The organism is Paenibacillus sedimenti (assembly GCF_014534655.1).
GTDB lineage: Bacteria > Bacillota > Bacilli > Paenibacillales > NBRC-103111 > Paenibacillus_E > Paenibacillus_E sedimenti.
Genome location: NZ_JACVVD010000009.1, coordinates 142442 through 161744, shown reverse-complemented (window position 1 = coordinate 161744; position 19303 = coordinate 142442). Strand labels below are relative to the sequence as shown.

Here is a 19303-nt window from a genome sequence, read left to right as displayed (position 1 = left end):
AAAGAATGAAAATCATCACATGCCATTATTGACAACATGCATATGGATAGGTAAAATCGAGAGTATTAATCGTAAAAATTACAAATAATATCGGTCATCCAAGACTGTCTTGATGAGTGCTTTATTTTAATCGTAACTATTACAGTATAATGAGGAGGGTTTTATGTCAACATGGGACCTGTCAGAAACGCGCCATCATGTACTCATTTGTAACGGCGCCAGTTGCATGCGCAAGCAGGGGGAAGAGGTAACACAGGCCATTCGGGATGAAATTGCCCGCAATAGTGCGGACGGTCTTATTCATACGAGCAGGACTCATTGCAATGGACGGTGTCAAGATGCCTGCGTGGTCATTGTATACCCCGAAGGGGTTTGGTACAAGGACGTCACTCCAGAGACAGGACGGATTCTTGTTAACCGTCACCTGTTGGAGGGGAATCCAATTCGCGAACAACTCACACATACATACGACGTGAAATATAAAGGCAGCTTCGTACGTTCGCCGAATGCGGCTAAGGGAGAATCGAAGCAAAGGATCAAGATTTAATTGAAGACAAAAATGAGGAACCCATATAAAATGGTTCCTCATTCGTATGTTATAGAGTGGAAACAACAACTAGGATGCGACACAAGCGGCAAACTGAGACTTGAACCAAGCTTCGTCCAGATTGCGGCCAATAATGACGAATTCGCTGCGCGGGATCTCATCTGATTTCCAGTTACGGTCTGGTGCAGAAGCGAACAGCATATGAACGCCTTGAAAGATGATTCGCTGTTTAACTCCATTAATATGAAGGACTCCTTTGTACCTCAACGTATCCGCTCCATGTTCAGTAAGCCATTCTTTCAGAAAACGTTCCATTTTATCCAAGTCTAGCGGACGGTCTTCCCTAAAAAAAATGGATTTTACTTCATCATCATGTTCATGGTCATCTTCGTGGCTATTCAGAAAGTCCGGATCGAGTTCGAGCTTTTTGTCTAGTTCAAAAGCGTTAATGCCCAAAATCTTCTTCAAATCAACACTTGATTGCTCAGTCCGGTATAATTTAGCTGCTGGATTCATTATTTTTAGGCGCTTTTCAAGCTTATGCAATTCCTCTTCGGAAATAAGATCTACCTTGTTTACTAGAAGCACATCAGAAAAAGCGACTTGCTCCTGAGCTTCGTGCCCTTTATCAAGCTGATCTTCCGCATGCTTGGCATCGACGACAGTTACGATGGCATCTAGCTTGTATTGTTCCGCAATGTTTTCGTCAACAAAAAAAGTTTGTGCAACAGGCGCAGGATCTGCCAGCCCCGTCGTTTCGATTAATACCCGGTCGAAATGAACTTGCTTTCGATGGCTGTTACCGTTCTTAGCTTCCATCAGTTCATTCAAAATTCGGATCAGATCGCCGCGAACCGTACAACAAATACAGCCATTGTTCATTTCAAATATTTCTTCGTCCGCCCCGACTACGAGCTGGTTATCAATGCCTACTTCGCCGTACTCATTGATAATGACTGCAATTTTCTCTCCATGGTTAGCGGTCATGACATGATTGAGTAATGTCGTTTTTCCTGCGCCCAAAAATCCGGTTAATACCGTAACAGGAATTCGTGAATCAATCTCTTGTGAAAGCTTTGGCATGTCACCACTCCTTAATTGTAATATTTACAATTAAAAGTATAGGCGACACTGGTAATGCTTGTCAAATCCATTTCAAATACGGTTTGCTATTGACACAAGGAATGAAAAGAGATACATTTCGTAATAATGTGTAAAAATTACTATTAAGGAGCTTGTTCTTTACAATGCCTAGAAAAAAAACGAACGGACGTCTTCCAAAATCGAAAGGAATCGACACAGCAACCGTCTACTCGCCGGCGGAGTGCAAACAAAAAGTAAAACGTATCGTCTTTCAAGAGACGAATAAACAAATTGTAGAAGAGTTTATCGCAATTCAAGGCATGAAGGAAAGATTTGAGGAAGAAGAGGTGCCGATGCCTAATAAAATCGTGATGTTCGGTCCTCCGGGTACAGGCAAGACCCTGACAGCTTTCTATATCGCGCATCGATTGGAACTGCCGCTGATTCTAGTTCGTCTGGATGCAATCATTCATAGTCATTTGGGGGAGACAGGGTCAAATATTAGAAAAGTATTCGATTTTGCTCAAACATCGCCTTGTGTGTTGTTTTTGGATGAATTTGATGCGATTGCTAGAGCGCGCGATGCTAGTGATGAAGTTAAAGAAATGGCACGGGTCGTGAACACGCTGCTTCAATGTTTAGATGAGTTCGATGGCGAGAGCATTTTTATTGCCGCTACGAATTTGCAAGAAGATTTGGACAGCGCAGTTTGGCGCCGTTTTGACACGAAAATGACTTATACACTGCCGAATGATAAAGATTGCAGCGATTATGTGAGTATGCTCATGGGACATTCCGATGACAATGAATCGATCATTCAAAAAGTAGTACAACTTTTAAAAGGGTGCAGCTACGCTGACATCGAGCAAATCATTTTAAAAGCAAAGCGAAAAGTCATCATCGAGAACAGTTCCATGACGTATGAGAAAATTTTCAATGCTTTCGTAGAATACAATCCAAAAGTACAGGTTTAATATATGGAGTAAATCACAATTACCATTGATAAGGAGGATTTTGCTGATGATGAATACTGCTATACCTATTTATATTTTATCTGGTTTTTTAGGCAGCGGGAAAACGACCTTCCTTAAGAAAGTAATTGATTTCTATACACATGCCGGGAAGAAACCTGCTGTAATTATGAATGAAATTGGTGATGTCAATCTCGATGGACTATTGATCGATGAGGAGGTCCCAATGGCCGAAATACTAGGAGGATGCGTATGCTGTACGAATCGAGGAGACCTAAGTATGGCAATCCTCAATATCGTTCGAGAGAATTCACCGGACATTATCTTCATAGAATCAACAGGAATTGCTAACCCTATGGAGATTATTGAGTCAGTAACGGATGCCTCTCTACTGCTGGAAGTTCATTTGAAATCACTTATTACGGTCGTTGATGCACCACATTTATTGGAACTCGTCGAATCGAATCAAAAAAAGAAAACGTTACGCTTGATGGAAGAACAGGTACGTTCTGCAAATTATCTGATCATTAACAAAATGGACCGGGTTGGAACTGATGCGCTTATCCGGTTACAAAGTTGGTTGACGCAGCGGAACTCTCATGCTCTAATTAAGCCTGCTGAATATTGTGAGGTGGATTTTCATCTTTTCGATGAGCTAAGCAGAAATACGGATGAACCCCAAAAGAAACTTAAAAAAACGTTTACAACAATACAACAAGAACATCATCATTCCCATGACCATGTAATGGCTTATACACACTACTTTGATCATCCTGTTTCTATCGATAATTTTGAGCAGATGATTAGCAAGCTGCCGAAAGAAGTGTATAGAGCAAAAGGAATTCTCCGGTTAATAGATGATGCGGAGAACATAACTTTATTTCAGTATGCCTATCGTGAGCTGGAATTTGTAAAAATCAATCCACAAGCAAAAGTTCCGAATGTTGCTGTATTCATTGGCGAAAATTTTTCAAAGGATCATTTGATAGTGCAATTGCACAATCTTTAAAGGGAGTCGCGACGGATTATATTTTTTCGACGGAACGTTGACTAGAGTCCAGATAACTGATATATTCAAGTACGTAATTATTACTATTAATTGAAACGAATTTTTTTCTTATTCTACAATCGTAATTATTACGTATAATCTTAAAGGGGTGGAGGTCAGGTGACCGATCTTGACTTGGAAAGAGTGCTTCATCGAATGTCGGTGAAAGGGCTGCGCATCACGGAGCAAAGACGTACACTCATCCATTTATTTATGAGAGAGCCGTTCTGTCTTTCCACGAAAGAAATCATCCTCGGACTTGAACGGAAGCATCCCGGTCTCAGTTATGATACGGTCTACCGGAATTTAAGAACGTTGGTTGAGATTGGACTGCTTGAGCAATTTCTTTCAGACGGCAAAGTGAAGTTTCGCCTAATGAACTCGCGGGATGAAGCTCAGCACCTGATGATTTGTTTAACCTGCAAGGAACAAACTCCTCTTGATTGCCATCCGATCAGTGAGATGAAGTTGCCGTCTCATTTTCAAGCCGTCAGTCAAAAACTTGAGGTATACGGCTACTGTTACACCTGCCAAAAATAAATAATGAAAGATCGAAAGGATACGACTTTATGCTTTTATCCTCAATGAAGGATGTCTCGTTCGGTTACAGCGATGTTCCGTGCTTGCAAAATGCGAGTATTGAGATTCACTCCGGAGAATTCGTTGCCGTTACGGGACCTAATGGCGCTTCGAAAACAACGCTGCTCAAACTGGCGCTCGGCTTGCTTCAGCCATGGGAAGGGAAGACCTTCTTATCGCCTCATAATGAGAAAGGTCATAAGCTTTCTGTCGGCTATGTCCCGCAGCAAATCGCTGCATTTAATAGCGGCTTCCCAAGCACCATTCTTGAATTTGTCCGCTCCGGAAGGTATGTCAGAAGATCTTGGTTTCGCAAGCTGCAGGCGGAAGATCACGAAAGGACGGAAAAGGCGCTGCGTCAAGTTGGGATGTGGGGGCTGCGAAACAGGAAAATCGGTGAGCTGTCAGGCGGACAGAAGCAGCGTATATGCATCGCTCGAGCGCTTGCCCAGGAGCCGGATTTACTGGTGCTAGACGAGCCTACGACCGGTATGGATCAAGAAAGCCGCGAGGCCTTTTATGAACTTATGAAACATCAAGTTAAGGATCTCGGTAGAACGGTGGTCATGGTCACGCATGGACTTTCCGAAGTGAGCCATTACCTGGACCGGATCATTGAACTGGAAAGAAAGGAGGGCGGAGGATGGAAATGCTGCACTTCGACTTCATGCAGCGGGCATTTTGTGCCGGTGGGCTGATCGCGCTGATCGCATCCGTGTTAGGTGTATATTTAATGCTGCGTCGTCAGGCGTTGATGGCGGACATGTTATCCCACGTATCGCTTGCTGGTGTGGCCGGCGGTGCATTCCTACATATGAATCCGACTATAAGCGGTTTCGTTGTAGCTACATTAGGAGCGATTGTAGTTGAGTACCTCAGAAGATCCTACAAAACGTACAGTGAAATGTCGATTGCCATTATTATGGTCGGCGGTCTCTCAACCGCTGTCGTTCTGATGAGCTTGAATCAAGGCACGAATAAAAGCTTCACATCTTATTTATTCGGTTCGGTCGTTGCAGTCAATCAAACGGAGCTGATGCTGATGTTTGCCGTTGCATTGATCGGAGGCATCTTTTTTATTCTGTTCAGACGTCCTCTCTACCAGATTACTTTCGACGAGGAAACGGCTAGAACCAATGGCATTCCTGTAAAATGGATTACACTCTCGTTTAGTATTTTGACCGGCATGATTGTAGCCGCGGCGATGCCGATCGTTGGCGTGCTGCTTGTGAGCAGTCTTATCGTGCTGCCGGCTGCATTAGCGACACGGATTGCATCAAGTTTTAGTTCTGCACTTTTTTTAGCTATGGGCATTGGTTTAACCGGCGTATTTAGCGGGCTGACCGCATCCTATCAGTTCAGTACACCGCCCGGCGGCACCATTGCGCTTGTCCTTTTAATCCTTCTAGTGGCAGGCATTGGTCTTAAGAAGCTTGTTTATAAATTAGAAAAAAGCAAGAGCAAGAAAACCAATGAAGCGGAAGAAGGCCCAATTTACAATAGTATTCCCAGATTATCTAAAGACTCATCTTTAAACTAATTTTTGGAGGCAAAGAAAATGAAAACATGGATTCACAAAACATTGGCATTTACAGCGGTATCTGCACTTATCATTTCGGGCTGCAGTGCCAAAACGACGACGGAAACGAGCGCGTCAGCAGCACCAACCGCTCAGGCAAATCAAGAAAGCGGCAAGAAGCTGAAGGTTGTAACTACATTTTACCCGATGTATGAATTCAGTAAGCAAATTGCAGGGGAACACGCTGAAGTGATCGGGCTGGTTCCGACCGGCGTTGAACCCCACGATTGGGAACCAAGCGCGAAGGATATGGCGCAATTGAAGGAAGCAGATGTATTTGTATACAACGGCATTGTTGAAGGCTGGGTGCCGAAAGCGCTCGAGAGTGCAGCAAACAGTAAACGTGTAGTCGTAGAGGCAAGTAAAGCGGTTGAGTTAATGGAAGGCTTGCATGAAGAAGATGAGCACGGGCACGGGAAAGAAGAGAAAGAGCATAAAGACGAGCATGAAGAAGAAGGCCTTGATCCGCACGTATGGTTAGACCCAGTTCTGGCGCAAAAAGAGGTCGCAGCTATCCAAGCTGCATTGGTACAGGCAGATCCTGCGCATAAAGATGCGTATACGAAAAATGCGGATGCTTACATCGCCAAACTTAAAGAGCTGGATGATCTTTTTAGATCAGGGCTTAAAGATGTAAAACGCAAAGATTTTATTACTCAGCACGCAGCATTCGCTTATTTAGCCAAACAATACGGACTGACACAAGTACCGATTTCGGGACTTTCACCGGAAGCAGAGCCGGCACCTGACAAGATGGCTGAAGTAATCAAGTTTGCAAAAGAAAAAACGGTGAAAACGATCTTCTTCGAAACGTTGGTTGATCCGAAAATCGCTTCAACGATTGCCAAAGAAATCGGAGCGAAAACGGAAGTATTAAATCCGCTTGAAGGACTTACCGATGAAGAGAAGAAAAACAATCTTGACTATATCGGCGTTATGAAAAAGAACCTGGAAGCATTGAAGAAAGGGTTGAATGAATAATGACAAAATAACCAAAGCGCTTTGCTTTGGTTGTTTTACCGGTACTAATCGTAATAATTACAACAATGGGAGTGTATGAAGGTATGCAAAAACAGATTCCGGTTACCGTATTAAGCGGTTATTTAGGCGCGGGGAAGACGACGCTTTTAAATCATGTTTTGAATAATAGAGACGGTTTGAGGGTTGCCGTTATCGTCAATGATTTGAGCGAGGTTAATATTGATGCGGATCTCATCCGGGATGGCGGCGGCATCTCCCATACGAACGAGAAGCTCGTTGAAATGTCTAACGGCTGCATTTGCTGTACGCTGCGGGATGATTTATTGCTGGAGGTTGAAAAGCTGGCCAAAGAAAACAGATTTGATTACATTTTGATCGAATCTACAGGTGTGGGCGAGCCCATCCCGGTCGCTCAGACGTTTACGTACGTAGATGAAGAGCAAGGAATCGACTTATCGAAGTATTGCAGATTGGACTGCATGGTTACCGTCGTCGACGCTTACCGTTTTTGGCATGATTACTCATCCGGCGAAACACTGCTCGAACGCAACCAGGCGGTGGGGGAAGAGGATACGCGGGAAGTCGTGGATCTGCTGATTGACCAGATTGAATTTTGCGATGTGCTTATATTGAACAAATGCGACATGCTCGCTAGCGAGGAACTGGATGAACTTGAAGGCGTGCTTCGCGCGCTGCAGCCAAGAGCCAAATTCATTCGTTCCGTCAAAGGGAAGGTGGACCCGAAAGAAATATTGAACACGAATTTGTTCAATTTCGATGAGGCCAGCACTTCTGCCGGTTGGATGAAGGAAATGGAAAAGCCTGTTCATACGCCGGAAACGGAAGAATACGGCATTTCCTCGTTCGTGTACGAACGAATCAGACCTTTTCACCCGGGCAGGCTGATGAGCTGGATGGAGGACTGGCCGGCTGAGATCGTGAGAGCGAAAGGGATCATGTGGTTGGCGACAAGAGACGCCTATGCGCAGAATTTGAGCCAAGCCGGACCTTCCATACAATTCGGACCCGCAGGTTTCTGGGTAGCCGCGCTTCCCGAGGAGGAAAAGCAAGCGGTTCTGCAAGAAGATAGCGAACAAATTAAGCACTGGGATCCGATTTATGGCGATCGCATCAATAAAGTCGTCTTCATCGGTATCGAAATGAACCGTGCTCAAATTACTGAGCAGCTGGACCAATGTCTTCTTACAGAAGAAGAGATGGGTATGGATTGGACCCGCTTTCCGGATGAATTGCCTAACGCCGTAGAAGAACTCTGCGCGATACCGCAATAAGACTTCAATTATTAATAAGAGGTGAATCAACATGAGAGTTACCATTACATTAGCATGCACAGAAACCGGCGATCGTAATTATACGACGACGAAGAATAAGAAAACGCACCCGGGGCGATTGGAATTAAAAAAATATTGTCCCCGTCTAAAAAGACATTCGCTGCATCGAGAGACAAGATAAGAAACGGGCAGGAAAATAAGGCGTATGCATCGAATGACTTTGGCGATCATACGTCTTATTTTTCAAGGAGTTAGCCCATGAATTTATTAATTGTGGAGGACGAAGTCCGCCTCAGAAACGCGCTTGTCAACAACATTCCATGGGACAAACACGGGATCGAGGTCGTCGGGCAGGCCGGGAATGGGGCGGAAGCGCTGCAGCTCATCGACCGCAAAAAACCGGACATTATTTTGCTGGATTTGCAGATGCCCGAGATGGACGGTCTCGCATTGGCCGGGCAGCTGCGCGGGGCCGATCCGCTATTGAAAATCATCGTTCTCAGCGGACATGATGATTTTGCTTATGCTCAAGCGGCTTTGGAGCTTGGCGTCATGAAGTATTTGTTAAAGCCGGCAGGGGACAAGGAAATTCTGGACACCGTGCTGGAAGCCGCCGAGCGATTGAACAAAGAGCTTGAGCAGCGCCATAACGAGGAAGAACTGCAGCACAAATGGAAGCAGCATCTTCCTTATCTGGTCAATGAATTTTTCCAAGGCTGGTTGAACGGAAAGTTTGAGCCGTGGGAGATCGAACAGAAAAGCAGGGATCTGCAGCTGGATTTGCCGAAGGACGCCCAGTACGCTGTCGCGGTCATCGATATGGACCCGCTGCCTGAGCATGAGACCCGCTTCAGTAGAAGGGATGTATCCCTTCTCCAATTTTCGCTTCACAGTATCGTGAAGGAATCGCAGCAGGCTTCCCCATGCTGGGTGTCGACGGATTATGCGGGTTGTACGGTCGTCGTTTACCTGATTGACAGTTATGATGAACCGAACGTATCGATACAGAAAATCAATACGATAACGGAAAAGCTGCTTTTTACTGTGAAAAGCCGTCTGAAGCTTAGTGCGAGTGCGGGGATCAGCGGTATGACAGGCAGCCGAGAGGCTATAAACAGGTTATACGTACAAGCTGTTCGCGCGCTCCAGAACCGGATCGTGCTTGGTCATGACCTGGCGATTCCGTACCGGGAAGAGCGGGGGAAAGAGTCTGAGCTTGCGCTGCAGCCGAACCTTGAAAAATCGCTGGAAATCGCGCTTGAAACAGGAGACGGCGTCAAGGCGCTCGACACCCTAACCTCCCTCTGGGAATGCAGCATGGCGAAAGCAAGAACCGTAGAGGAAATGCATGAGCACATTTTGTATTTTACAAGCTTGTTTGTTCGTTTCATTCAGAAACAAGGGTGGCCGGTTCGTGATGTAGCCTGCGAGGATTTCGTCTATTTTCTCAATCACCGTGAGTTAACGGCCAAGGATCAAATTTTATCCTGGCTGCAGCGGATGGTTAGGGCGTATTTGACTTATGCCAGCCATCGGCGCAAATCGACGAGCCATGGAACGGTCAAGACCATCCTCAGCCTCATTGAAGACGAAATGGATCAGGAAATGACGCTCCACACCGTTGCTGATCGGCTTTATGTGAACTCATCCTATTTAAGCCGTCTTTTCAAACAGGAAACGGGCAAAGCTTTCTCCTCCTACGTCCTGGAACGAAAAATGGAGCGAGCTAAGGCGATCCTGTTAGCTGGCGCGCGCGTGTATGACGCAGCAGATGCAGTCGGTTACAGGGATGTAAGTTATTTTACGAGAGTATTCCGCAAATATTGGGGCGTGACGCCCGGGGAAATCAAGAACTGATTTGCCCGCTTAAGTCCGCAGTTCGACAGCCTTCTCCGTTCATCGGGGAGGGCTTTTCTTTTTGCCGAATCGAGAAGTTATGAAAGTACCAAAACAAGTAATATTCCTCTAATTCGCAAAAAAACGGCGGATGATACACTTAGGCTATCAAAGTCAGACATGAAGGAGGGGTACCGTGAAAGAAACGACTGCGGAGAAAACTGCCACATTCGCGGATAAGCCCATCAAAAAGAGTTACAATCGAAAGCTGTGGACCGACATTCGGAAAGATTGGGATTTGTATCTCGCTCTCATTCCCGGCATCGCTTTTCTGCTGTTATTCAAATACACGCCGATGTACGGGATTATCATTGCTTTTAAAGATTTCAGCATTTTCGACGGAATGGCCGCAAGCCCTTGGGTCGGGTGGAAGCATTTTGAGAAATTGCTAACGTCCTCCGGTTTTTTGCAGGTGTTTCAGAACACGTTAATGATCTCCATTTATAAAATCGTATTTCTGTTTCCCCTCCCGATCATCGTCGCCATCTTGTTGAATGAATTGAGACATGTAGCATTCAAACGAAGTGTACAAACCGTCATTTATTTACCCCACTTTCTGTCCTGGGTTATCGTCAGCGGTTTGTTCCTCGACCTGCTTTCGACGAACGGTGGGATCGTCAACAAGATGATCGTCGCCATGGGCGGCGAACCGATCCGTTTTTTTCTGGACAGCGATATCTTCCGCTCCGTACTTGTGACTTCGGCTGGCTGGAAGGAGATCGGCTGGAACACAATCATTTACCTCGCAGCATTATCCGGCATCGATCCCGGCCTATACGAAGCGGCAAAAATCGACGGCGCCAATAAATGGAAGCAAATCGTTCATATTACGCTGCCCGGGCTGATCCCAACCATTCTGCTCATGTTTATCCTTCGTCTCGGCTTCGTGTTGGAGGCAGGGACTGAACAAATTCTCGTCATGTATAACCCGAGCGTATACAATGTCGCTGATGTGATCGGCACGTATGTGTACCGCATCGGTCTCGGTGAACAGGATTACAGCTTTTCTACCGCCGTAGGGCTGTTCGAATCCGTCGTCGCGTTTATCTTAATCCTTACCGGCAACGGCTTGGCCCGTAAATTTTTCGGGCGCGGTATCTGGTAAGCGGTGCATGAAGGAGGACCAGCTTTGAAATCGAATACCGGCGAAAAAATGTTTTCAGTTCTCAACCATTTGTTCTTTATTCTGCTTGCGCTTTCCACGATCTTTCCGTTCGTTAACCTGATAGCCAAATCGCTCAGCAGCGAAGCGGCGGTTGTTTCGGGGATGGTTACCTTGTATCCGATCGATTTTCAGGTGGGAACGTACAAATATGTGGCAAGCAATTCGTTGTTTCTCAACGCCTTTCTCGTATCCGTTACGGTGACGCTCGTCGGTTCGGTTCTTGCGTTAGCCATGACAGCTTTGGCCGCATATCCGCTTTCCAAGCAAAGACTCAGGGGGCGCAAGTTTTTTATTCTGCTGTATTTGTTTACGATGCTTTTCAGCGGTGGACTGATCCCGACGTATCTGCTCATGCACAAGCTCGATCTGATCGACAAGCTGCCGGTACTTTTTCTGCCGTTTATGATTAACGTCTACAACATGCTTATTATTAAAAGCTACTTCGAAAGCTTGCCTGAGAGTCTTGAAGAATCGGCGAAAATGGACGGAGCCAGCAATATGACGATTCTAGTGCGCATCGTTCTGCCGCTGTCGATGCCCGTGCTGGCCACCATCGGATTATTTTACGCAGTTATGTTCTGGAACGATTACTTTACATCGCTGATTTACATCAATTCGGCTGAACTCAAACCGCTGCAGCTTTATTTGAAGGAACTATTCGTCTCATCGACGGACGCGTTCCTGCGGACCAATGTCGACGCCTCCCTGAACGTTTCACCGCAGTCGATACAAGCGGCATCGATCATTCTGGCGACGATCCCCATTATCATTGTGTATCCGTTCCTGCAAAAATACTTTGTCAAAGGTGTTTTGGTCGGCTCCGTCAAGGGTTGAATACATAAAAAATACTTGAAGGGTGGTGGTGGACGGGCGCTAGTGCGGTTCCACGCGTTCCATGAAGTTCGTTAGTCAGCTTTTGCAATGTATGAAAAAGGGAGGCTAATCCATGGTAAAGAAATTTCTAGCTGTACTGTCCATCACATCTTTGGCGGCAGTTGCCGCTGCTTGCGGCGGAGGCGGCCAGCCTGCCGGCAGTTCCACGGCTCCAACCGCGTCCCAGGCTCCAGCGGCGACTGTTGAAGCTAGCAAACCGAAGCCGGAGTTCAAAGCGTTGCTGCAGTATGCGCGTTTTGATCCTAACGCCGAAGTCGTGGCGAAGTTCCTGAACGAGAAAACCGGCTACAAAGTAACCTACGACATGCTGCCTGTCGAGAACCCGGATGACAAGCTCAATTTGCTCATGGCGAATAAAGAAAAATACGCATTCATGCTGCTAAGCGGCCCGCAGTATTCCAAGTTGGCGGCTTCGGGCGCACTGGAGCCGATTGATGAGCTGGTCAACAAATACGGCACCAACATGAAAAACGTCATTTCCCAAAATTCATGGAACGGCGCGAAGCTGAACGGCAAAATTTTCGGCATTCCGCAGACGGGATCGGGTACGATTGTCAATACGGCGCTCATCGTCCGGCAGGATTGGATGGATGAATTCGGACTGAAGGCGCCGACAACCCGCGACGAGCTGTACAACGTCATGAAGACGCTCAAAGAGAAGAAGAACGTCATCGGGCTCTCCGGCGGCAAAAACCCGCTCGTTCCGGAAATATTGCCAACCTTCGGCCTGACGATGGTGCAGTCGACAGCAACGACCGGCTGGCAGGACGTGAACGGCAAGCTGGTTAACGCTGTCGAGAATCCGAACATGAAAAAATACGTGGAGTTCATGAAAAAGTTGTACAGCGAAAAATTAATTGACCAGGAATGGTCGCTCAATCAGGCGAATAAAGTGATCGAGAACTTTACGAGCGGCAAAGCGGCCATGATCTCGAACGGCTACTTCAATGCGCCTACCGTACAAAATGCGCTGCTTAAAAATTCGCCGAACGCGAAAATTGCCAGTTTCCCATACTTGAAGGGCGATGACGGCAAAACGCGAGTGATGGGCATTGCAGGCATAAGTTATTACGTAGGCATACCGAAATGGGCTGAAAACAAGGAAGAGATCGTCAAATATTTGGACTTGAAGCTGGACAAAGAAATTCACAAAGAAGCGACGATTGGGAAGGAAGGCGTTCACCATAAGGTGGAAAACGGCAACTATTTCCCGATTCTTCCGATCTTTAACGACCAGTATAATAACGCTTCCTCGTTCCTCACCGGTGTAGACGAGAAAAACTATCCGATTTACTGGCAGGCGCGCGTCCGCAAAGATCCGATCTTGACGGATGCCTTTAACAAAAATCAGGAAGCGGCAAAAGGAAATATCATCATCGATCCGCTTGCTTTTGCACCTCCGCTTGAGGCCATCGGCAAATACAACCAGAAGCTGCAAAAGCTGATGGAAGATAGCTTCCTGAAGTTCATCACCGGCGCTGAGCCGCTGGAAAACTTCGACAAGTTCGTAGCCCAGTGGAAAGCCGAAGGCGGAGACGAAATGACGAAAGCCGCTAATGAATGGTACGCAGCGAACAAGAAGTAAATGGGTTGATTCCCCTGTGGTTTATGCCGCGGGGGTTTTATTCTGGAAGGGAGAGAGAGGAACCTATGAAGAAAATCGGGTTTATCGATTATTTTCTGGACGAGTGGCATGCGGAAAAATATCCGGGATGGATTGAAAAGGCGACCGGCGGTCATATGAAGGTCGCTTATGCTTACGGAAAGACGAATATCGAAGGAAAGCTTAGCAATGCCGTATGGAGCGAGAAAAAAGGAATTCGGTTGCTTGATTCGATCGAGGCAGTCGTGGAGCAAAGCGATTATTTGATCGTGTTGTCGCCGGATCATCCGGAGTACCATGAGGAGCTGTCACAGCTTCCACTACGGTCCGGGAAGCCGACCTATATCGATAAAACGTTCGCGCCGGACAGGGCGGCAGCCGAGCGGATGTTGGAGCTTGCCGACAAGCACCGGACACCGATGTATTCGACTTCGGCATTACGGTTTGCGCTTGAGTATACCGGCCTTGAGAAAGAAGGGATCGAGTCTATTTGCAGCTTAGGACCGGGTTCGTTTGAGCACTATTCGATCCATCAGGTGGAGCCGATCGTCTCGCTGATGGGGACGGACATCAAAAGGGTCATGTGGACAGGTACGGCGAATACGCCGGCGCTTCTTATCGCATTTGCGAACGGAAGGCAGGCGACGATCAATCAGTATGGGTGGGAATGTCCGTTCAGTATGGCGCTTCGTTATGAATCGGGAGGGTCGAAGTTTTTGAAGATCGAATCGGATTTTTTCGGGGCGTTTATCGATAACCTCGTCGGTTTCTTTGAGAGCGGGGTGCCGGCGGTCCCGCGACAGCAAACGTTGGCGATTGCAACGATTCTGGAGGTTGGAAGAAAGGCGGCGCGGACGCCGTATTCGTGGTTGGATCTGTGAGATGAACCCTGAGAAAAATCTGGCCGATGACCAGGTACTTTCATCTTTCGGCCGTCCCGTGGTTTGGTTTTGTTCCTGGATGTCAGGACCGCACTCACAGCGCTGCGCTTGATCCAGTACATAGCATGAGGAATAGCGAACAGGGTTGTTATTTTGAGAATTTTTGTGCGTAATTTATGACGAAAGCCGCAAAATCAGGGCCCCAGCGAACTAAGTTCGCAAATTTAAGAACATTTTTCGTAAATTTGCGTCATTGAGTCGCTATGCCAACATACACGTGTTATCGGCTAGATTTAGCGGCCAGAGTGGCGCTGTTAACGAACAGCGGGCCATGTTCTCTCTTTTAAGTGCAGCTTCGGTGATCTCCTTACATCCGCTGCTGCATGTCGATCATCAATAATAAGCACTTTCATTCCGCCAACAAAATTTTATACTTAGCTTTTCAAAAAAAGCATCCGGACCTCCCTTAAGGTGGGCACCGGATGCCTTTTTGTGACTCGCGCCGATTCAACCTTTATTCATTCTCCATGGCTTCATTCTTCTCTTTATGATTGTTGAATACTTTGATCATGATTTCCGACTGTGTACCGCGGTAGGAAGCGGTAATCGTTGCGCTGCCTGGTTTTAAGGCTGAGATCGTTCCATCAGCTGCAACGGCAGCCACACTATCGTGCGAAGAAAGGTAAGCCGGGCCTTGAGTGATAACCTCCGTTATACCATCCGAGTAGGTCGCTTTAAGCGGTGCCGTATAGGTTTCACCTTGGACTAAGCTAATCTTCGTTTCTTCAAATGAAAAACCTGTCAGCTCGACGACGGTGACGATTGATTTGGCTATTTTCCCTTCAAAAATAGCGGTGATTTCGGCTGTTCCGGCCTTCATGGCGGTAATAGTACCGTCAGCGCCGACTGCTGCAACTTCCGGATTGCTGGAACTGAACTGAGCGCCGGTTACGACGGATCTGGATTCGTCCGAGTAGACGGCTGTCGTGACAGATGCGTGTGCATCGCCAGCCACAAGACGGTATGCGGCGGCATCCAGCTCAATGCCTGTGATGACGGGCGCCGTTCGCGCGATCGTTACGGTTTTTTCATTCGTTTTGCGGCCGTCCACATATACGGAGATCGTGACTGAGTTGCTGCCAAGCTCCAGCGCAGCCTTTCCGCTGAAATTCCCGCTGCCGGCAAGCGAAGCAGGAACGCCGTTGACGCGCACTTCTGCCGAACCCGGCCCAAGCACTTCCACATTGCCATGGATGTCGAGGTTCTTCAGCGGTGTGCTCATGTTGGCGTAGGCTAGATGGCCTCTTAGCACGGCCGATCTTACGTCATCGCCGACCTTGTACGTTCTGGCGACCAGCTGTCGCCTCGTCCGCACGCCGGATGCATCCAATGCGGAGATGACGAATCCGCCCTGCGGAATGATGCTGTTGTTAGGGGATATATTCGTCCAGTTCCAGGTCAGCGCTTGCTGCTGGTTGACGACTTTGGTGACTTTACCTGTCCCGTCGACGACCGCTTCGACACCGAAAGTAGAGGTGGCTGTCGTCTGACCGAACGCATTCGTATAGACGTTCAGATTATTCTCGTTACGGCTGACGTTGTAAAGATCGCCTTCAAGGAAACCTTCCGGATTGCCCGGCACGCTAGCTCCCACTTGATAATCCTTCACATATTCAACATTCTGGATCGAAGCTTTTACGACCGGCCAATTGACCTGCGAATAGTCAAAGAGCATCAGGCCGTTCGATTGTGACAGGCCTGCCTGGAATACCGAGCGCTGAAGCGGGGGATCCTGAATGTTGGCCAGCGCGATGCTTGCGTACATCGGTACTTCGCCGTTCGTTACGATGTTGCCGAGCGTAATGTGGCGTTCGATTTCTTTTTGCGTCGTCTGGTAGGTGCCGATCATAAGAAAATCGATGTTACCCGTATAACCGGTTTGTGCGTATGCGTCTGTGTACAAGCTTTCCGCCGGAAATTTCAGTCTGCTGTCGTACTTGAAATTCGGGCTTCCCCAATGAACCCCGTTCAGATAGTACGTCTCAAACCAGGAGCCGACATAGGCGGAGGATTGGATTTTCTTGCCCTTAAGCGTAGTATACCGGTCGGTAAGAGCGCGGACTTCATCCGTAAATGTCTTGATCGTCAGCGAGCGGAACTCCCACCAGTCATTGATGAGGGGACCGAATTGACGAACGCCGTTGACATAGGTGAAAACGTCTGCCGGCCAGTTCGTGAGCTGTTTTCCTTTGCCGGCGAGAAATGCCTCGAACTTGGCGCGGGTCAGCGGGCTGAAGTCTGCCGTTTCGTTATCATAGCGGGTCCGGTCAAGCACGACGCTGTCGACATCGTAGTTTTTGATGACTTCTTCCATGTTCTTCAGCTCGAATTCTCTTACAGCATCATTGGCAGGGTTAACAAAAGCGACTAGGGATCTGCCCGTTTTAAAGTAATTGCTTTCACGCAGACGCAAAATCTGGCCGCCATCCTCGGGACGGTACACATGCTCTTCCCAGTCCAGATGCTGGTTCAGCAGCCCGTACTCGTTGTGGGCCGGCGAGCCTTCGGCAAAGACGTTGAATGCGGCGTGAATCTTGATGCCAAGCTGGTGCCCGTATTTGACGAACTCCTCCAGCATGTCGAGATTCGGATTGGCGCCGGCACGGGTCGGTGCAGTCATTTGTGAAATGTGCGGGCGACCGGTCAAGTCGTTCTTTTTGTAATTGGCGAAGCCTTCTACGCCCTTGACATCCAGTGCGATGGCGGTGACGCCGGCGTCTTTCGCCTTGATCAGCATATCCCGGACGTTCTCAGGCGTCTGCAGTTTGAAAATATTCGTCCCTTGATCGACCCAGAGGATGACTTCCTTTGCGGTGCCGGTTTGTTTCTTATAAAACACGACAAGCGTCTTACGGTCATGTTCCGTGCCGTTCTTAGCGGCAACGACGTCGAGGTAATTGACACCTTCCGCGAGCCCGATCCCGAGCTGGAACGTGCCGTCCGGCTGCAAGGTTACGCCGGTTTGATTCACGCTGACCTCATAAGGAACACCCTGCTCCAGGTTTTCCAACTTGCCGGAGATAGTTGCGTTCGGCGCGGTTACCGTAAACCACTCGTCGTTGTTCAGTTTGAGCCGGGCTCTGAGGCCTTGTCCCGTCATTAATTCCGTGACCGGGATTACATCGCCGTTTTTTCGCAGCTTGATTTTATCTCCGACCTTGAAGTTTTTCGCGAGATATTGCTTGTAGGTTTTGTTAGCCCAGCTATCGTCGTTCGCGACCATGATGTAGCCGCCTTGAGGGACGATGAGGTCGGTAGGTCCCGTCCAGACTGGCACCCCGCCGTTCACGGAAGGGTTCACCACCCGAGTCACCTGGCCCATGGAGTCGACGACAACGCCGACAGATGTTTTGCCAACCGTAATCTGCGGTGCGTACTCCGTTGTGAATAAGGCCAAATAATCCGTAATTCCGCTTACATCTTTATCGACATAATTAATCTGCTTACGGGGACCTTCGATTTCAATAGTAATGTCTATAGGAGCGGCTTCCACTTCAATGTAGTCGGCGGCGGTCGGTGCGGCGGCAGAGGAGGTGGAGCCTGAACCGGCTTCCGCAGCAAACGCGGTCATGGGCCAAAGGGAAACGATCATCGTCAGAAGCATGGTGAATCGGAACCATTTCGTTCTTTTCAACGATATTCACTCCTTAGAATTGGATTTCTTCTCCTTTTTCGCTGGATTCATAGATGCCGCATAGAATTTTCATCATTTCAACGCCGTCCTGCACAGGAGAGAGGGTTTCTTTTTTTCCTTGGCATACCTCAATAAAGTAATTGATCTCATCTTGAAAACCGGCGACAAAATCGAATGAAAGATTGTTGATCTGCGGTGTCATGTTCAGAATGGTGTCGTATTTTTCCGTGACGATGGACAGCTGGGGCTCCAATTCGGCGCCGCCTTTCGTGCCGAACAGCTTCACAGTAAGCTCGTCTTCCTTCGCATGGAGCGTAAAGCTAACGTCAACGAGTATGGAAGCGCCGTTCTCAAAACGGATTAGCGCGTTCGCCATATCCTCGACGGTATTATGAGTGGCGTCATAATCGGCTGCCTTATAGAAGGCGAGGTTTTTCACATTTGCGCGGTTGCCGAGCTTGTTGTAGGCGTTGCCGGAAACCGACTTCACCTTCGGCCTGCCCATCAAGTACCAGCAAAGATCGATCACGTGGACGCCTACATCGATCAGAGGTCCGCCGCCGGAACGTTCAACATCTGAAAACCAGCCGCCCGGGTTACCGAGACGACGGATGCACGAAGCTTTGGCGTAATAGATGTCGCCGAGCTCACCGTTTTCGAGGAATGATTTGACAATGGCTGTGTTAGACGAATACCGGCGGACGAAGCCGACCTGAAGCGTTTTGCCGGAACGTCGGACCGCTTCTTCAACGGCCAGCGCTTCGTTCACCGTTTTGCAAAGCGGCTTTTCGGTGAGGACGTGCTTGCCTGCTTCCAAGGCGGCGATGGAGATTGGAGCATGGCTGTTGTTCCACGTACAGATGCTTACTGCATCGAGATCCGGATCGGCCAGCAGCTCCTTGTAATCCGTGAAAACACGACTGATCCCGTATTTATCGGCCTTTGCGCCCGCCCGCGTCTCGTTAAGGTCGCAAATGGCGTAAAGCTCCACATCCGTGTTGTTTTGATATGATTTCAAATGCATTTCGGAAATGGAACCGGCTCCGATGACCGCCACGCGTATTTTGCTCATGGTTACACCTCATCTATG

At 48.0% G+C, this 19303-nt stretch carries 17 protein-coding genes; 14 read left to right on the top strand and 3 right to left on the bottom strand.

Going from position 1 to position 19303, the window contains the following annotated elements; all coding sequences use genetic code 11:
* The first annotated feature begins 163 nt into the window (after window positions 1-163).
* Complete coding sequence (locus ICC18_RS22905; protein ID WP_188176773.1) at window positions 164-547, top strand: (2Fe-2S) ferredoxin domain-containing protein; 384 nt, start codon at window positions 164-166, stop codon at window positions 545-547.
* Window positions 548-616: 69 nt separating this feature from the next.
* Here the strand turns inward: ICC18_RS22905 and ICC18_RS22900 are convergent, their stop codons facing one another.
* The gene (locus tag ICC18_RS22900; protein WP_188176772.1) at window positions 617-1630 is read right to left on the bottom strand and encodes a CobW family GTP-binding protein; all 1014 of its coding nucleotides are present in this window, start codon (window positions 1628-1630) and stop codon (window positions 617-619) included.
* A gap of 164 nt (window positions 1631-1794) precedes the next feature.
* Here ICC18_RS22900 and ICC18_RS22895 point away from each other — a divergent pair, with 164 nt between their 5' ends.
* The 13 genes from ICC18_RS22895 (at window position 1795) to ICC18_RS22835 (ending at window position 14519) form a co-directional block, all read left to right on the top strand.
* Window positions 1795-2604, top strand: coding sequence for an AAA family ATPase (locus ICC18_RS22895; protein WP_188176771.1), 810 nt, complete (start codon window positions 1795-1797; stop codon window positions 2602-2604).
* Window positions 2605-2650: 46 nt separating this feature from the next.
* Entirely contained in the window at window positions 2651-3610 is a 960-nt protein-coding gene (locus ICC18_RS22890) for a CobW family GTP-binding protein (RefSeq protein WP_312029590.1), read from the top strand.
* Window positions 3611-3769: 159 nt separating this feature from the next.
* A complete protein-coding gene (locus ICC18_RS22885; RefSeq protein ID WP_188176770.1) occupies window positions 3770-4189 on the top strand; it encodes a Fur family transcriptional regulator in 420 nt (139 codons plus the stop codon).
* A gap of 29 nt (window positions 4190-4218) precedes the next feature.
* The gene (locus tag ICC18_RS22880) at window positions 4219-4926 is read left to right on the top strand and encodes a metal ABC transporter ATP-binding protein (protein ID WP_188176769.1); all 708 of its coding nucleotides are present in this window, start codon (window positions 4219-4221) and stop codon (window positions 4924-4926) included.
* Window positions 4872-5768, top strand: coding sequence for a metal ABC transporter permease (locus ICC18_RS22875; RefSeq protein ID WP_188176768.1), 897 nt, complete (start codon window positions 4872-4874; stop codon window positions 5766-5768). Before ICC18_RS22880 ends, ICC18_RS22875 begins: the two co-directional genes overlap by 55 nt.
* Window positions 5769-5786: 18 nt before the next feature.
* Window positions 5787-6788 carry a metal ABC transporter substrate-binding protein gene (locus ICC18_RS22870; protein WP_188176767.1) on the top strand — a complete coding sequence of 334 codons (1002 nt, stop codon included), beginning with the start codon at window positions 5787-5789 and terminating at the stop codon, window positions 6786-6788.
* Window positions 6789-6871: 83 nt separating this feature from the next.
* Window positions 6872-8080, top strand: coding sequence for a GTP-binding protein (locus tag ICC18_RS22865; protein WP_188176766.1), 1209 nt, complete (start codon window positions 6872-6874; stop codon window positions 8078-8080).
* Between the two features lie 31 nt (window positions 8081-8111).
* The gene (rpmG, locus tag ICC18_RS22860; RefSeq protein ID WP_188176765.1) at window positions 8112-8261 is read left to right on the top strand and encodes a 50S ribosomal protein L33; all 150 of its coding nucleotides are present in this window, start codon (window positions 8112-8114) and stop codon (window positions 8259-8261) included.
* Between the two features lie 77 nt (window positions 8262-8338).
* Window positions 8339-9937 (top strand): response regulator transcription factor, encoded by a 1599-nt coding sequence (locus ICC18_RS22855; protein WP_188176764.1) that lies wholly within the window; start codon window positions 8339-8341, stop codon window positions 9935-9937.
* Between the two features lie 175 nt (window positions 9938-10112).
* Window positions 10113-11081 (top strand): ABC transporter permease, encoded by a 969-nt coding sequence (locus ICC18_RS22850; protein ID WP_188176763.1) that lies wholly within the window; start codon window positions 10113-10115, stop codon window positions 11079-11081.
* A 48-nt stretch (window positions 11082-11129) separates the two neighbouring features.
* Window positions 11130-11975 carry a carbohydrate ABC transporter permease gene (locus tag ICC18_RS22845; protein WP_188176919.1) on the top strand — a complete coding sequence of 282 codons (846 nt, stop codon included), beginning with the start codon at window positions 11130-11132 and terminating at the stop codon, window positions 11973-11975.
* A gap of 112 nt (window positions 11976-12087) precedes the next feature.
* Complete coding sequence (locus ICC18_RS22840) at window positions 12088-13620, top strand: extracellular solute-binding protein (protein ID WP_188176762.1); 1533 nt, start codon at window positions 12088-12090, stop codon at window positions 13618-13620.
* A 65-nt stretch (window positions 13621-13685) separates the two neighbouring features.
* Window positions 13686-14519 (top strand): Gfo/Idh/MocA family oxidoreductase, encoded by an 834-nt coding sequence (locus ICC18_RS22835; RefSeq protein ID WP_188176761.1) that lies wholly within the window; start codon window positions 13686-13688, stop codon window positions 14517-14519.
* A 514-nt stretch (window positions 14520-15033) separates the two neighbouring features.
* On the opposite strand, the gene ICC18_RS22830 is transcribed toward ICC18_RS22835, so the two are convergent.
* Window positions 15034-18213: a hypothetical protein gene (locus ICC18_RS22830; RefSeq protein ID WP_188176760.1), complete on the bottom strand. Its 3180-nt coding sequence runs from the start codon at window positions 18211-18213 to the stop codon at window positions 15034-15036.
* Between the two features lie 13 nt (window positions 18214-18226).
* Complete coding sequence (locus tag ICC18_RS22825) at window positions 18227-19285, bottom strand: Gfo/Idh/MocA family protein (protein ID WP_188176759.1); 1059 nt, start codon at window positions 19283-19285, stop codon at window positions 18227-18229.
* Between the last annotated feature and the right edge of the window lie 18 nt (window positions 19286-19303).

Excerpts from the sequence above, each read along its gene's own strand:
- ICC18_RS22840 (WP_188176762.1), top strand. The coding sequence starts at position 12,088 with ATGGTAAAGAAATTTCTAGCTGTACTGTCCATCACATCTTTGGCGGCA.
- ICC18_RS22890 (WP_312029590.1), top strand. The coding sequence starts at position 2,651 with ATGATGAATACTGCTATACCTATTTATATTTTATCTGGTTTTTTAGGC.
- ICC18_RS22855 (WP_188176764.1), top strand. The coding sequence starts at position 8,339 with ATGAATTTATTAATTGTGGAGGACGAAGTCCGCCTCAGAAACGCGCTT.
- ICC18_RS22875 (WP_188176768.1), top strand. The coding sequence starts at position 4,872 with ATGGAAATGCTGCACTTCGACTTCATGCAGCGGGCATTTTGTGCCGGT.
- ICC18_RS22900 (WP_188176772.1), bottom strand. The coding sequence starts at position 1,630 with ATGCCAAAGCTTTCACAAGAGATTGATTCACGAATTCCTGTTACGGTA.
- ICC18_RS22845 (WP_188176919.1), top strand. The coding sequence starts at position 11,130 with ATGTTTTCAGTTCTCAACCATTTGTTCTTTATTCTGCTTGCGCTTTCC.
- ICC18_RS22835 (WP_188176761.1), top strand. The coding sequence starts at position 13,686 with ATGAAGAAAATCGGGTTTATCGATTATTTTCTGGACGAGTGGCATGCG.
- ICC18_RS22905 (WP_188176773.1), top strand. The coding sequence starts at position 164 with ATGTCAACATGGGACCTGTCAGAAACGCGCCATCATGTACTCATTTGT.
- ICC18_RS22865 (WP_188176766.1), top strand. The coding sequence starts at position 6,872 with ATGCAAAAACAGATTCCGGTTACCGTATTAAGCGGTTATTTAGGCGCG.
- rpmG (WP_188176765.1), top strand. The coding sequence starts at position 8,112 with ATGAGAGTTACCATTACATTAGCATGCACAGAAACCGGCGATCGTAAT.
- ICC18_RS22870 (WP_188176767.1), top strand. The coding sequence starts at position 5,787 with ATGAAAACATGGATTCACAAAACATTGGCATTTACAGCGGTATCTGCA.
- ICC18_RS22895 (WP_188176771.1), top strand. The coding sequence starts at position 1,795 with ATGCCTAGAAAAAAAACGAACGGACGTCTTCCAAAATCGAAAGGAATC.
- ICC18_RS22880 (WP_188176769.1), top strand. The coding sequence starts at position 4,219 with ATGCTTTTATCCTCAATGAAGGATGTCTCGTTCGGTTACAGCGATGTT.
- ICC18_RS22825 (WP_188176759.1), bottom strand. The coding sequence starts at position 19,285 with ATGAGCAAAATACGCGTGGCGGTCATCGGAGCCGGTTCCATTTCCGAA.